The sequence below is a fragment of the Saprospira grandis DSM 2844 genome (assembly GCF_000275825.1).
GTDB lineage: Bacteria > Bacteroidota > Bacteroidia > Chitinophagales > Saprospiraceae > Saprospira > Saprospira grandis_A.
The window spans coordinates 1,655,278-1,669,020 of record NZ_JH719942.1 but is presented as its reverse complement, the minus strand read 5'-3'; the positions used below and the strand labels follow the sequence as shown (position 1 = coordinate 1,669,020).

The window sequence follows — 13,743 nt, the reverse complement described above, 5'->3', positions numbered from 1 at the left end:
TCTTTCTAATATATTATCTCTTTGTTATACACTAGTTAAAGTTTATTTGCGTTCTTATAAATACTGAACATTCTCTTGCATAAGAACACAAATTTATAAACCTATAAGCTGCTCTCACAGCCTTTAAAATAGCCTATCATGAAACTGTCCAGACTCCTATATTTGGCGCTAGCTTGCTTCTTTGCTGGCTCTTCTCTACAGGCCCAGGATATCCACTTTTCTCAGTTCTATGCTTCGCCCCTCAACCTGAATCCAGCAACAACGGGCGTGCTTAGCTGTGATATGCGCTTCTCTGCTATCTACCGAAACCAATGGGCGAGCGCTCTAGGAAATAAGGCCTTTAGTACCTTCTCCGCAGGTGTAGAAACTCGCTTCGATGTGGGTAAAAACGATTATTGGGGCCTTGGGGTGAACCTTTGGGCCGATAAGGCGGGTACCTCTTCTTTTAGTAATGTACACGGCTCGGTTAGCGCTTCTTATATTAAGCGCCTAGGCGGCCGCCGTTCTAATAATATGTACCTAGTGGCTGGTGGTGCTGTGGGCTTCTCTCAAAGAAGTATTGAAACACTATATCTGCAGTTTGGTGAACAATGGGATGGAGATACCTACAATGGCGCTAATTCTTCTGGAGAAAATCTGGCCAACTGGAATAGTAATATCACAAATCTCGATGTTCGCGCTGGCTTGTTCTGGTGGATGGCCCTCGATAAAAAAGATAAAAGCAATGTCTTCGCCGGTATCGCTTTTGACCACCTTACGCAATCTAATGTTGCTTTTATCGAAAATGGATTTGACCCACTTTATATGAAGACAACGGTACATATTGGTGGTGATTTTCGCATCAAACGCCGATTGGCTGTTGTCCCCAATATGGTTATGCTTTTTCAAGGCCCTTCTACAGAGGTCAATCTTGGCGCTATGGTCCGATTCGATTATAGCAAAAGAGCTTATTCTAACCAAGCTTTCGAAATTGGCCCTATGTTCCGCCTAGTGCAATCGCAAACAAATTCTATTACCTCAGATGCCGCTATTATTGCCGCCCGTATGCGCTACGGCAGCTCTACTTTTGGCCTGAGCTACGACCTGAATATTTCTGCCCTGAAGCCCGCTACCAACTCTAATGGTGCTTTTGAGCTCTCTTATGTCTACACGCTTTGCGGCGTTCGCAATCGCAAAATGGGATGTCCTACTTTTTAGGAATATATTCTATACCCTATTTAAAGGTCCAGCTTTTCTAAAGGCTGGGCCTTTTTTTGGGGCCCGCGGCCGTTCCGGCCGCCGCTATGCTGCGGGGCTCGCAAGCCTGCTCGGCCCTTCGTTTTTCGCTGCGCTCAAAACTCGGTCTGGCCTGCGGCCACCCGCTCCGCAGCGCTGGGCCTGCGGCGGCTTCGCCGCCTGCAAACCGCAAAAATGGCATTCGTCGCTGCCGCTCCTCATCCCTTAATATTTAGTCCGCTCCAGATGCTGTTTGGACCAAGAAAAAAGCCGCCCCGCCAAGCAGCAACTGGCCACAACAAGGCTGAAAGCCGCAGTTCGACGACCAACGGGAGTAACCGATGTGCAGCAGTGGCCGAAGGCCAGACCAAGGCGGCAAAGCCGCCGAAGGGCCGAGCGAATAGCGAGCTGTGGAACGTAGCGCCGACGACCAAAGGGAGGCGGAGGCCCCAAAATTACCAAAACCTAAAACTTAAGGTCGTCTGCATATAGATTCCCGAAAACTCCTCGAAGTTGGCCCCAAACCCATAACTATAGGCCCCCCGAACCCGCCAAATGACTTGCTGCGTATGCAAGAGATTGAGGCCCAAAATAAAGGCCGCCCGAGAACGGGCCTTCTCAAAATCAGACCGCTGGATACCGCCATATTCTAGCCCCCAAAAGGGAACAAAAACGGCCCGCTTGATGCGATCCTCAAAGGAAAACTCGACCCCCAAAGACGTACTCAGAATAGAAGTGGTATCTTGCAATTGGCTGCGTAGCAAAGCCGCCTGAGCATAGACCCGAAAATAAGCGGGGCCCGTCCGAGCATGCGCCCGACTCCGCATATAAAGATTTAGGCCAAACTCAGGCCCAATAAATGCCCCCAAACCCTTATCTTCATAGGGCAAAAATGCCGTAACCCCCAAATTGGGCCCCAAATGATCAAACCAATGAAATGGGGCAGGAGCGCCATTAACAATTCTTGCCTCTTCCTTTTGTCCAAACAATAAAGTAGCCCCAAAACTGAAAATCAAAATCAAAAAAATGTTTTTCATATCATCTAAGTTTAGTTGTTGTTTAGATGAATGAATAACTTTAGCCCCCTATATTATGCTTCTTCAATTTCTCGGGCTCCAAGCCCAACTCCAAATCCAACGGCCAGAACAAGCGGCAGAACTTGCAGAAACCTTGGCCCGACTGCTGGCCAATGAAGAGCAAACCGATGCCCCCTTTGTTGGCCAAATTAAGGCAGAACAGATCCATTTTCGTCGAAATAAACCCGCTCAGGGACTCAGTTTCCCCATTTGGGTCAAAGGCCAGTGGCATAGCTGGGGCAAAGACCAAAGCTCCCTCTTTCTGCAAATTTCTCCCTCCAAATGGGTGCTGGCCCTTTTTGTTATCTTCCTGCTTTTTATTTTGGGCCTGAGTTTCGTATTTTTAGGCCTTAGCCAATTAGATCATTGGGTAGATCTTATATTTTTTCTGCCTATCCTCTTCTTTTTGGCCATTTTCGGCCTATTTTACACGGCCCTCAAAGAAGAAGTGCAACATCTTAAAACCGAGCTGAACCGCTTGCTGCAATCCTAAATTATGGCCGAACCAACAGAAGATTGGGAGTTCGATTTCCAATGGCTCCAACTTCGCCACCAATTTAAAAATCAACTCCAACTAGATAGCCTGCCCAATCTGCAGGCCATGCTCCTGCTCGTCGGTATCCAAGAACTGGGGCAGCTAAAAGAGGAGTTTACCAAAGAGGAAAAACAAGACCTCATGCAATTGGCCTCTTGCCGCCTCTTGGCCTATGAAGGCTATTTTGAGTTTGAAGGCCTAGATGCCGAGGGCTGGCCACACTATAAAAACCTTGGCCTCGCCCCCAAAATGCCCATCAAAGAACAAGAAAAACTCCTCAAAACCCTGCTGCTCCGATATGCCAAAGAAGAGCTAAACCTACCCACAGAAGAAAATCCCAACTAAACCAAATATTTATTTTCATGTTCTAATAATAATTGTAGCTACATGAATACATTTTATCGGCAATTGCCTAAATTTGCGTTGCTATTTTTTGTCACATTTATGCTATTTAGCGCCTGTCAAAAGCCTATGTTTAATCCAAAATCTGCAGAATATTCTCCAATCATTGAGCTGCAAACTACCCAAGGAAATCTGCAAATCCAATTGTACGCTTCTACCCCTAAACACCGCGACAATTTTGTAGAACTCGTGAAAGAAGGCTACTATAATGGCTTGCTTTTTCATCGTGTGATCGCCAACTTTATGGTGCAGGGCGGAGATCCCGACTCTAAGGAAGCCAAACCCGGCCAATCCTTAGGTATGGGTGGCCCCGGCTATCAAATTGATGCCGAACTAGGCGTAAATGCCGATAGTACACTCAATCATATTCACCTCAAGGGCCGCATTGCTGCCGCTCGCCAAGGTGGAATTGGCAACCCGCTCAAGAAGTCTAGCGGATCACAGTTTTATATTGTGCAAGGCCAAAAGGTAGAAGAGGATTTCCTCCAAAAAGTAGAGAATATTCGCAAGTTTAAATATTCAGAAGAGCAAAAGAAGGCTTATCTAGAAAAAGGCGGAACGCCCCACCTAGATGCCGATTATACCGTTTTTGGAGAACTCGTAGATGGCGAAGAGGTGCTAGATGCAATCAGCAATCTCCCTTGCGATCAGATGGACCGCCCTAAGCAAGATGTTCGCATCATTAAGGCCGTGATCGTGAAGGGCTAAACGCCTTTTAATCATGAAAATACTCTATGTCTTCCCGCATCCCGATGACGAATCTTATGGCCCTGCCGGCGCTATTTATCAGCAAATCCAAGCGGGGCATGAGGTCCACCTCCTGACCCTAACAGAGGGGGAAGCTACCCGAATGCGCCATAAGTTGGGCCTTTCTAAAGCAGAAATGGGCCAAGTCCGCCGAAAAGAAATGGAGGCGGTAGCAGAGGTTTTGGGCCTCTCTTCGCTTACCGTCTGGACCTGGCCCGATAGCCAACTTCAAGACCTCGACCCCCGGCCTCTGCTCCAAGAACTCAAGGCGTTTATCCAGCAACTGAAACCCGATATCTTGGTCTCTTATCCGGTCCACGGCATTAGTGGCTTTCATGATCATTTGGTCACGCATAGCCTCATCAAACAATGCTTTTTGGAGCTAAAAACGGAGGGCAATTCGCCGATCAAACGCCTGGCTTTTTATACCATTCCGGACCACGGACAAGCTACTTTCAGCGGAGATTTTATCCGTATGCGCCACTCCACAAAAGAGCGGATCGATTGCATTGAGCCGCTTTCGGCCCAAGCGATACAGAAGAATCGGGAGGCCCTGATGGCTTATGAAAGCTATCAAGAGGTCATTGAGGAGTCGGGGATTCTCAACAAATTGGATGAGAAGGCCCATTATGAGTTTTTTCAAGAAAATTTTGATCCGCCAGTCCAAGAACTAACGGTTGGCCTTTAAGGCCTCAAAGTCATTGCTTAATTGTTTAGGCAGTGACTTTTTTTTATGCAAGGATTTGGGGCCTCAGCTGCGGCTTCGCCTTGCTGCGGGCTGTGTCGCGGCTCGCAGGTCTGCTCGGCCCTGCAGTTTTTTCGCTTTGCTCAAAAACTTGGGTCTGCGGCTTCGCCGCCCCGCTTTCCATCCCTAGGCCTGCGGGCGCTTCGCGCCCTGCTCCATCCAAAAAGGGCCAAAAAAACCTAAAAAAACTGTACTTTAGGCCAGCCAAATCAATCATTATGCAGTTAAGAGATCTTTTATTTAAGTACACCACCGACGCCTCTCGTTTTTTGGTTGTAGATGATATGCTCATCCATTATCGAGATGAAGGAAGTGGAGAACCCTTGCTCCTTTTGCATGGGGCGTTTTCTTCTTTGCATACTTATAACGAATGGACCAAATACCTCAAAAGCCATTATCGGGTAATTCGCTTAGATTTGATGGGCTTTGGTTTGACGGGCCCCAATTCTACGGGCAATTACACCATGGAAAACCATATTCGGGTGCTCAAGCAGTTTCTGGATATTTTGGGCCTAGAGCAGTTTCATTTGGTGGGCAATTCTTTGGGGGGCTGGATCAGCTGGGAGTTTGCCTATCGTTATCCCCAGCGAGTTAGGAAGTTGGTCCTTATAGATGCGGCGGGTTTTATGGAGGAAGAAAATGTGCCTTTGCCCTTTAAGCTGGCCCAAGCGCCTATCTTTGGCCGGGTGGTGAAGTATGTGGTCCGAAAACCCATTTTAGAGAGTTTTTTGCGGCAGGTATACTATCATAGCGATAAAGTGACCCATGCTTTGGTGGATCGTTACTACGAGCTATTTAGTCGAGAGGGAAACAATGACGCCTTTCTCAAGCTCGTCAATTCGCCTTATACGGACCATAGTCCCTTTTTGAAGTATGTGAGCAACCCCACCTTAGTGATGTGGGGCAGAGAAGACATGTGGATTCCGGTCCATAATGCGGATCGTTTTCATAAGTTGTTGCCTTATTCTTGGCAGAAGATTTACCCTAGGGTAGGGCATATCCCGATGGAGGAAATTCCGGAAGAAAGTGTTTTGGACCTCTTACATTTTTTGCAGGAAAGTGCGGAATTTGCCCATATTTCTGAGGGTGAAAAAAATAAATAGAAGAAAAAAAGGGCTTCTTTTGCAAAGCCTGCAGAATATTTAATAATTTAATCTTGCTTTTCTGAGCGTCCTACAGGCCCCGAAGGGGCCGCAGGCTGAGGGATGGAAAGTGGGGCGGCGCAGCCGCAGACCCAGCAGGCGGAGCCTGCGCAGGGCCGAGCAGACCTGCGAGCCACGACAGAGCCCGACCCGAGCGAAGCGAGTGGGCAGCCCCAAAAAAAGTTCTTAGCCTAATAAAAAATAGTCTTTTTAGCCATAGAATTTATTGAAGAATTTGATCTTGAGTGAGTTCATAAAATGATAACCCATGTTAGTTCCAAGCCTTATCCTTAAGCAACTGTACAACTTTAATAGCCTTGCCAATGTAGAGGGCGGTTTGCAGTTCATGATGAAAAATCGTTTGAGCGACACGCAGATTACCCAACTCAAATCGGTGCGTATTGGAGACCATCGGCTGCAGGCGGATGAAATTACGCTTTTGCTAGAAGATGGCAGTCAGCGGTCTGCGGTGAGTTTGACCGAAGCAGCGCCCTTAGAGCTGCCCCTAAAGGCCAGTTTTCAGTTACATTGTGCCATGCCCCAATTGCCCAATGGAAAATATGAGGTAGAAATTATTTTTTCTGCTCAGCCTTTTGGCGAATTGACCTTGGTGGTAGAAGATGGGCTTTCGGATAAATTGGAGTCTACGGTGAGCATTCCTAGAGATCGAGCGGATGACTTTGGCGATGCCATTATTAAGGAGCGTCAAAAGTTTGTAGAGGATTATACGGGGGCTAAGTTGGATCATGTTGGGCAATATTCTTTTGATCCACATAGCTGTAATGGAAACTGCGAGCACTTTATTGGGGCGGCTCAGATCCCTTTGGGGGTTGCGGGGCCTTTGCAAGTAAATGGAGAATTTGCCCAGGGCGAGTTTTTGATTCCCTTGGCGACTTCAGAAGGGACCCTAGTGGCCTCTTACAACCGAGGTATTAAGGTTGTTAATCTTTCTGGGGGCGTAAAATGCACCGTTCAGAGAGATTCGATGCAAAGAGCGCCTGTTTTTGTTTTTGAGGATGCTCGTGCTGCACGTGACTTTGTAGACTGGGTAAAGGTTAATTTTGCTAAAATTGCCGAAGAAGCCGAAGCGACCTCTAGTGTGGCCCGTTTGCAATACATTGATCCCTATTTGGCCAATAAATTTGCCTATCTCCGCTTCAACTTCTTTACGGGAGATGCTGCGGGGCAAAACATGGTGGGTAGAGCTACTTTTGCGGCTTGTAGTTGGATTCTAGACGCCTATAAGGACCATAAAGTAGAGCACTTTTATTTGGAGTCGAATTTTGCGACCGATAAAAAAGCCTCTCAGGTAAACATCATGCGCACTCGAGGAAAACGAGTAACTGCCGAGGTGGTACTCAAGCGAGATGTACTCATTCAAAATATGCGGGTAGAGCCCGAAAGTTTGGCCTATCACTATGGGGTGTCTAATATTGGCTCTATTATGTCGGGCGCCAACAATAACGGTCTACACTCGGCCAATGCCATTACGGCCATGTTCATTGCTACGGGCCAAGATGTAGCCAATGTTTCAGAATCTTCTGCGGGCTTGGTCTACTGTGAGCTCACGCCCGAAAAAGACCTTTATTTCTCGATCACCATCCCTTCACTGATTGTGGCCACTTTTGGAGGCGGAACAGGCCTAGCCACGCAGAACGAATGCTTGAGCATGTTGGATTGTGTAGGGCGCGATAAGGTCAATAAGCTAGCCGAAATCATTGCGGGAGTTGTGCTGGCTGGAGAAATTTCTTTGGCCTCGGCCATCTCCTCTTCCGATTGGGTGTCTAGCCACGAACAATATGGACGTAACCGATAGGCACCATTTTTGCCTAGGAAGGTTAGCAAAAGAGAAAAAATTGCTGCAAATTTTATCTTTTTTCGCTTTTGTCAATTTACTTTCCGTAAAAACTGTAATTTTGCAGTGCTTTTATTTTACACAAAATCACACATCTATGAAAAATCTTGTGAAATTTCTTTCGTTCGCTGCTCTATTCGCTGCTTTCACCACTTCTTGTACTGAAGACGATCCTTGTAAAGACGTAGTTTGCGGCGACTTCGGTAGCTGTAACGAAGGCGTTTGCGAGTGTGTTTATGGCTATGAGCAAGATGCTGACGGCCTATGTAACACTACTTGGGCGGCTAAATTTGCTGCTGGCCCCAACGCTCCTGCTGCTGACACTGTTTTTGGTGACAACGGACCTTCTTCTTTGCTTTATAACATGACTGTTTCTGTAGTAGATTCTGTAAACCTTTCTACTACTAACTTGAGTGGATTTGGTAATAGCAATGTTGTAGATATGGAAGTTACTAGCAGCTACGATCTTTTGATCAACGATACTGATGTTACTGGCCGCGTATTCAACGGTACAGGTACAATCAGCGGTAGCGAGATCACTTTGAACTACACCGTGACTTATAGCGATAACACCGTAGATACTTGCGAAACTGTTATCACAAAATAATTAGGACTTAATTCCTAAATGTTTAGGCCCAACTTTTTTAAGTTGGGCCTTTTTTATTTAGTTGAATAAGGCTACCTTTGTTCATATTATCTAATATAAAAAAACAATAATGAACGTTCAACTAAAACTTTTAGCTGTTTTCACATTGATGACCTTAGTCTTTTTTTCTTGTACTAAGGATGAAGAACCAGAAGTGACTTGCCCCACTGGTTTTGTACTCGATAGTCTAGGCGATTGTGTAGCAATAGACCCTTGCGATACAATTACTTGTGGTGTAAATGCAGTTTGTGATGCGGGTAGCTGTGAATGTGTTTATGGCTATGAGCAAGATGCAACTGGAGACTGTAATACGACCTGGGCCACTAAATTTGCTACTGGCTCCAACGCTCCTGCTACTGACACGGTTTATGGTGACAATGGCGCTTTCTCTCAGACTTACAACATGGTTATTACGGTAACTGATTCAGTAAACCTTTCTACTACTAACTTGGGTGGATTTGGTTCTAGCAATGTTATCGCTATGGAAGCTACTAGCAGCTACGATCTTTTGATCAATGATACGGATGTTGCTGGCCGCGTATTCAACGGTACAGGAACAATCAATAGTAACCAGATCACTTTGAACTATACCATTAGCTACAATGATAGTACTGTAGATACTTGCGAAACAGTAATTGTACTGTAAGTAAAACAAAACTGGCAATGAATGCTATAGCTTTCTGACCTAAAGAGGTTAAGCAAAGTTTTAGGCCCAGCTTTTTTAAGCTGGGCCTTTTTTATGCCTTCTCCCTATAGCTCCTTATTTTGGGCCTCTCTATAAAAAATATAGCCACATGTCTATCTACGCTCAACGCCTCGACCAATTTACTACTGCCCACAAACAGGCTCAACAACAGTTCAATCTGCTGAGTATTGCCCGCCTGATTACGGTGGGGCTCTTTATTATTGCGGGCTATTATTATCTCGATAATCAGGAAAGTCTTTGGGCTTATTTGCTGCTGGGCAGTACGCTGGCCTTTTTTGGCCTGCTCCGCCTGCACGATCAGGTAAAACGCAAACGAGACCGCCTCAAGGAACTTTGTATTATCAATGAGCAGGAGCTGGCCCATACCCAAAATGGAGAACTTCCCTTTGAAGATGGCCAAGCGCTGGCCCCTCAAGATCATCCCTATTCTCATGACCTCGATCTCTTTGGCCCTAATTCGCTCTACCAATTGCTCAACCGTACGGCCACCCCTATGGGCCAAGCCGCACTCCAAAAAGATTTGTTAGAGGGCCTAGAACAGGCCGATATTTTGGCCCGCCATGCCGCTATAGAAGAGCTTAAAGCCGAACTCGATTGGCGGCAAGAGTTTTTGGCCCAAGCCCGCCTAGCGCCCAAAGGTAGCCAAAGCCTCTATCCCGATTTCTTGCGCTGGACCCAAAGAGAGGCCTCTTCAGTTCATCCTTTAGCAAATGTTCTCCGCTTCCTTTTTCCGATCGGCCTTTTGCTTTCCGCTATCGCCTATCTATTTACTTTTAGTTTGCTTTGGGAACGCTTGACCGAAGCCTTCTTTATACTCAATATTATTCTGGTCCAACGCCAGCTTAAAGCTATTCAAGCCGAAAGCCTACAACTAGACCGCCTGCGGCCTACACTCCGCCAATACGGCATCCTCCTCCAATTGTTCGAGAAGAAAAACTGGCAGTCGCCGCTGCTCCAAAAGATGCAGGCCAATTTGCGCAAAAATGGCCCAGAAGCCGCCCAAGCACTCAGCCAATTGGGCCGCCTGCTGGCTGGACTCGATAGTATTAGCAACCTGGTCGGCGCCCTCGTCTTTAACGGCATCGGCGCCTATCATCTCCACCTTTTGGCCCAACTCTACAACTGGCGGAAAAAATACGCCAAAGAACTCAACGAATGGCTGCTGCTGCTAGGCGAAGTCGAAAGCCTGAATTCCTTGGCCAATCTGGCCTATAATCGCCCCGATTACCAGTTTCCAGAACTGCAAAATACACCCGATTTCTATTTTGAAGATCTTAAACACCCACTGCTTCCCCCAGAACAGGCAGTGGGCAATGACCTCGATCTCCGCCAACAAAAATTGATCATCCTTACCGGCTCCAATATGTCGGGCAAAAGTACTTTCCTCCGCGCTATGGGCCTCGCTATGGTCATGGCCCGCATGGGCTCGGTGCTGGCCGCAAAAACTGCCCAATTACAAGCTCTGCCGCTCTACCTCTCGATGCGGGTCAATGACTCCCTCAGCGAAAATGCCTCCTACTTTTTTGCCGAGGTCAAACGCCTGCAAACCATCCTAGAAGCCCTAGAAAACGCCCCCCATTTTGTTCTCCTCGACGAAATTCTGCGCGGCACAAATTCCGACGATAAACGAAATGGTACCCTGGGCGTGCTCCGAAAACTAGTGGAGTATAAGGCCATCGGCGCCCTGGCCACACACGACCTCGAGGTCTGTGCCCTACAAGCCAATTATCCCAACTATTTGCTCAATGCCTGCTTTGAAGTCGAAATCCGTGAACAAGAACTCTTTTTTGACTATAAACTAAGAACGGGCATTTGCCAAAATCAATCAGCTAGCTTCCTGATGCGGAAATATTTGTAGGCTGTTGTATCTATAGGTTTGGGGCCTCCGCAGCAAAGCTGCGGCGGTTACTCCCTTTGGTCGTCGAACTGCGGCCTAAAGGCCTTGTTGTCGTTTCGCAGCTCGCAGGTCTGCTCGGCCCTGCGGCCTGACGGCCTTGGTCTGGCCTTCGGCCACTGCTGCACATCGGTTACTCCCTTTGGTCGTCGAACTGCGGCTTTCAGCCTTGTTGTGGCCAGTCGCTTCGCTCCTCTGCAATGCGCCAAAATAACCCTCCTCTTCATCCATCTAAGAAAAGGGACCTATGTACAAGAGTAAATTATTTGCCTTATATCGCTCTTTAGAGAAGGCTCAACAGCAGCGCCTAAGCCGCTTTTTGTCTTCTCCCTACCACAACCAAAGAGAAGATGTTTTGGCCCTCTATGATTATATACAAAATCATGCAGCCCAAACAGACCGCCAATCATTGCGCAAAGAAACGGTCTATGCCACCCTTTTTGAAGGCCCCTATAAGGTGGCCAAAATGGACCACCTAATGTCTATGCTCCTCCAACTCATCGAACGCTTTTTGTTGGTCGAACGCATCGAGCAAGAACCCCTAGAGTCACAAATCAAACTGAACCGCAGCTACCTAGAATTGGGCCTCGATAAGCATTTTAAACAAAGCTGGCGAAAGGCCGAAGCCCTAAGAGAAGAGTCTCTACTCCGAGATAGCAATTACTACAGATATGGCTATTACTTAGAGTACCAACGCTACGAACAATCTACTACAGAACCCAGACACCAAGCCAAGAACCTTTTCAAACTCAGCCAAAGCTTTGATATTTACTTTCTGGCCGAACGCTTCAAACAAGCTTGCTTAATGCTGGCCCATGAAGCCGTTTATAAGGTAGAGTACAACCGCAGCCTGGTCGAACTACTCGAACAATATGTGCAGCAAAATCCTCAGCTTTTGGCCCAAGATAGTCCCCTTTCCCTTTATTTTTATTGCTACCAAAGTTTACTCCCGCCTTATCCCGAAGCCAGTTTCCAAGCCTTTAAAATGGCCCTGCTTGGCCCCGCCCAAAATACACTCCCCAAAGCCGAACTCCAAGACCTCTATCTATTGGCCATCAATTACTGTATCCGCCGATCTAATTCTGGACAAAAACACTACCTCAAAGAATTACTCTATTTCTATAAGTCGGGCCTGCAAGAAGGTATCCTCATCCAAAATGGCCGCCTGCCAACAAGCAGCTTTAAGAATATGGTCAAGGCCGCCCTCAAAAGCAAAGAGTTTAGCTGGGCCAAGGAGTTTATTGAGCAGTATCCGCAGTATTTAGACCCCAAGCACCGAGCCGCTTATTTACACTATGCCCAAGGCGAATACTATTATTATTTGGGCCAATATGAAGCCGCTATGCTCGCCCTGCAAGAAATTGAGTTTGGCGATATTTTTATGAATCTGAGCAGCCGCCTGCTCTTGCTCAAAATGTACTACGAATTAGGCGAACTAGAAGCCCTCGAAGCCCAAATCAATAGCATGAAAATCTATTTGCAACGCAAAGACCAACTTGGCTATCACCGAGAAAACTATAAAAATATTCTCTACTTCTGCCGCCGCCTCCTCCAATTACCCCCTTACCCCAAAATAGCAGAAAAAAATAAACTGAAAACTGATATCCTTAACCGCCAACCCCTAACCGAAAAAGACTGGCTGCTTCAACAATTGGCCAAAAAATAAGCAAAACAAAAGGCCCCGCAGATATCTGCGGGGCCTTTTGCTTGCCCTGAGCCTCCCCTTAAGACCAAGAATTAGAAATCTAAAACTATTCTAAATAAGAAGCAACTAGCCCTTTAATTAAGCAAAAAGCGGGCTCTTGGGTTTTGATATAGTAGTTTAGATATAAATATGGCTCAGAAGATAAGCCTTTTGCCCGCACTTTCTGTAACTATCTTTACAAAAAAGGGAATAAAGAGGACAAAATTTAATATTTTTCGGCCGCTTTGTTTGTAGCAAAAAACAGACAAAATTGGGAGAAATATCTTCTTCTGAGAACGAAAACACATTATCGAACCAAAATCTTGACACATGAATTGGGTAGTCAAATTTCTTACTTCATCTTTGGGCAAAAAGCTCATCATGAGTCTTACCGGTCTCTTTTTATGCACCTTTTTGCTGGTGCATATGATTGGTAACCTGGCTCTGTTTGCCGATGCCGACGGTCATAGCTTTAACGAATATGCCGAGTTTATGGCCCACAACCCCCTCATTAAGACGGTTTCTTTGGGCCTCTATTTCTTCATTTTTCTGCATGCTGTACAAGGTATCGCTATTTGGGCCTCTAACCGCAATTCTGCCGGAGGAAGCAGCCGCTATAAGGGTAGCGAAAAAGCCAAAACAGAAGCTAGCGCAGCTTCTCGCAATATGATGTGGTTGGGCGTGCTTATCCTCGCTTTCTTGCTGTTGCATATGGCGCAGTTCTGGCTCAAAGCTAAGTTTACTGGCCTTACTCGTGAAGGCGACCTATACTATGAGGTCTCTCTCGCCTTTCAGCAAGAATGGGTAGTGATTGTTTACCTGTTGGGCTTGTTCGCCCTCTCTGCTCACCTTTTACACGGCTTTCAGTCTGCTTTCCAAACCCTGGGACTCAACCACAAAAAGTATACTTCTGTTGTGAAAGCTATCGGACTAGCCTTTGCCATCTTGGTCCCTCTCGGATTCGCAACTATGCCAATCTTCTTCTACATTAAGGAAATGCTCTAGATAACGCAAACTATCTAAGTAGCTAGCTGTTAGTTTATTAGCAGCAAAATGTTTGGCTCTGCCAACAGTATTCAAACTCGACTTTAAAAAA

General features: G+C 46.5%; 13 protein-coding genes. 12 read left to right on the top strand and 1 reads right to left on the bottom strand.

Annotated features, from left to right (window positions below):
* Positions 1–138: 138 nt before the first annotated feature.
* Complete coding sequence (locus SAPGRDRAFT_RS07615) at positions 139–1,197, top strand: PorP/SprF family type IX secretion system membrane protein (protein ID WP_002658469.1); 1,059 nt, start codon at positions 139–141, stop codon at positions 1,195–1,197.
* A 473-nt stretch (positions 1,198–1,670) separates the two neighbouring features.
* Here the strand turns inward: SAPGRDRAFT_RS07615 and SAPGRDRAFT_RS07605 are convergent, their stop codons facing one another.
* On the bottom strand, positions 1,671–2,252 hold the full coding sequence (locus SAPGRDRAFT_RS07605; RefSeq protein ID WP_002658468.1) for a hypothetical protein: 582 nt from the start codon (positions 2,250–2,252) through the stop codon (positions 1,671–1,673).
* Between the two features lie 55 nt (positions 2,253–2,307).
* Between SAPGRDRAFT_RS07605 and SAPGRDRAFT_RS07600 the strand changes: the two genes are divergently transcribed.
* The 11 genes from SAPGRDRAFT_RS07600 to SAPGRDRAFT_RS07540 all read left to right on the top strand — a co-directional run bounded on the left by SAPGRDRAFT_RS07600 (position 2,308) and on the right by SAPGRDRAFT_RS07540 (position 13,652).
* Entirely contained in the window at positions 2,308–2,784 is a 477-nt protein-coding gene (locus SAPGRDRAFT_RS07600; protein ID WP_002658467.1) for a hypothetical protein, read from the top strand.
* A 3-nt stretch (positions 2,785–2,787) separates the two neighbouring features.
* A complete protein-coding gene (locus SAPGRDRAFT_RS07595; protein WP_002658466.1) occupies positions 2,788–3,171 on the top strand; it encodes a hypothetical protein in 384 nt (127 codons plus the stop codon).
* Positions 3,172–3,297: 126 nt separating this feature from the next.
* Positions 3,298–3,936, top strand: coding sequence for a peptidylprolyl isomerase (locus SAPGRDRAFT_RS07590; protein WP_253271289.1), 639 nt, complete (start codon positions 3,298–3,300; stop codon positions 3,934–3,936).
* 13 nt (positions 3,937–3,949) lie between these two features.
* Complete coding sequence (locus SAPGRDRAFT_RS07585) at positions 3,950–4,663, top strand: PIG-L deacetylase family protein (protein WP_002658464.1); 714 nt, start codon at positions 3,950–3,952, stop codon at positions 4,661–4,663.
* A gap of 275 nt (positions 4,664–4,938) precedes the next feature.
* Complete coding sequence (locus SAPGRDRAFT_RS07575) at positions 4,939–5,823, top strand: alpha/beta fold hydrolase (protein ID WP_002658462.1); 885 nt, start codon at positions 4,939–4,941, stop codon at positions 5,821–5,823.
* Positions 5,824–6,130: 307 nt separating this feature from the next.
* On the top strand, positions 6,131–7,678 hold the full coding sequence (locus tag SAPGRDRAFT_RS07570) for a hydroxymethylglutaryl-CoA reductase (protein ID WP_002658458.1): 1,548 nt from the start codon (positions 6,131–6,133) through the stop codon (positions 7,676–7,678).
* A complete protein-coding gene (locus SAPGRDRAFT_RS07565; RefSeq protein WP_253271288.1) occupies positions 7,662–8,324 on the top strand; it encodes a hypothetical protein in 663 nt (220 codons plus the stop codon). The genes SAPGRDRAFT_RS07570 and SAPGRDRAFT_RS07565 overlap by 17 nt, the downstream gene beginning before the upstream one ends.
* Positions 8,325–8,433: 109 nt before the next feature.
* Positions 8,434–9,009 (top strand): hypothetical protein, encoded by a 576-nt coding sequence (locus SAPGRDRAFT_RS07560; protein ID WP_002658456.1) that lies wholly within the window; start codon positions 8,434–8,436, stop codon positions 9,007–9,009.
* Positions 9,010–9,157: 148 nt separating this feature from the next.
* Positions 9,158–10,927, top strand: a complete 1,770-nt coding sequence (locus SAPGRDRAFT_RS07555; RefSeq protein ID WP_002658454.1) for a MutS-related protein — start codon at positions 9,158–9,160, stop codon at positions 10,925–10,927.
* Between the two features lie 283 nt (positions 10,928–11,210).
* Positions 11,211–12,629 (top strand): hypothetical protein, encoded by a 1,419-nt coding sequence (locus tag SAPGRDRAFT_RS07545; RefSeq protein WP_002658452.1) that lies wholly within the window; start codon positions 11,211–11,213, stop codon positions 12,627–12,629.
* A gap of 348 nt (positions 12,630–12,977) precedes the next feature.
* Positions 12,978–13,652 carry a succinate dehydrogenase cytochrome b subunit gene (locus SAPGRDRAFT_RS07540; protein WP_002658450.1) on the top strand — a complete coding sequence of 225 codons (675 nt, stop codon included), beginning with the start codon at positions 12,978–12,980 and terminating at the stop codon, positions 13,650–13,652.
* Positions 13,653–13,743: the final 91 nt, after the last annotated feature.

Excerpts from the sequence above, each read along its gene's own strand:
- SAPGRDRAFT_RS07615 (WP_002658469.1), top strand. The coding sequence starts at position 139 with ATGAAACTGTCCAGACTCCTATATTTGGCGCTAGCTTGCTTCTTTGCT.
- SAPGRDRAFT_RS07605 (WP_002658468.1), bottom strand. The coding sequence starts at position 2,252 with ATGAAAAACATTTTTTTGATTTTGATTTTCAGTTTTGGGGCTACTTTA.
- SAPGRDRAFT_RS07600 (WP_002658467.1), top strand. The coding sequence starts at position 2,308 with ATGCTTCTTCAATTTCTCGGGCTCCAAGCCCAACTCCAAATCCAACGG.
- SAPGRDRAFT_RS07595 (WP_002658466.1), top strand. The coding sequence starts at position 2,788 with ATGGCCGAACCAACAGAAGATTGGGAGTTCGATTTCCAATGGCTCCAA.
- SAPGRDRAFT_RS07590 (WP_253271289.1), top strand. The coding sequence starts at position 3,298 with ATGTTTAATCCAAAATCTGCAGAATATTCTCCAATCATTGAGCTGCAA.
- SAPGRDRAFT_RS07585 (WP_002658464.1), top strand. The coding sequence starts at position 3,950 with ATGAAAATACTCTATGTCTTCCCGCATCCCGATGACGAATCTTATGGC.
- SAPGRDRAFT_RS07575 (WP_002658462.1), top strand. The coding sequence starts at position 4,939 with ATGCAGTTAAGAGATCTTTTATTTAAGTACACCACCGACGCCTCTCGT.
- SAPGRDRAFT_RS07570 (WP_002658458.1), top strand. The coding sequence starts at position 6,131 with ATGTTAGTTCCAAGCCTTATCCTTAAGCAACTGTACAACTTTAATAGC.
- SAPGRDRAFT_RS07565 (WP_253271288.1), top strand. The coding sequence starts at position 7,662 with ATGGACGTAACCGATAGGCACCATTTTTGCCTAGGAAGGTTAGCAAAA.
- SAPGRDRAFT_RS07560 (WP_002658456.1), top strand. The coding sequence starts at position 8,434 with ATGAACGTTCAACTAAAACTTTTAGCTGTTTTCACATTGATGACCTTA.
- SAPGRDRAFT_RS07555 (WP_002658454.1), top strand. The coding sequence starts at position 9,158 with ATGTCTATCTACGCTCAACGCCTCGACCAATTTACTACTGCCCACAAA.
- SAPGRDRAFT_RS07545 (WP_002658452.1), top strand. The coding sequence starts at position 11,211 with ATGTACAAGAGTAAATTATTTGCCTTATATCGCTCTTTAGAGAAGGCT.
- SAPGRDRAFT_RS07540 (WP_002658450.1), top strand. The coding sequence starts at position 12,978 with ATGAATTGGGTAGTCAAATTTCTTACTTCATCTTTGGGCAAAAAGCTC.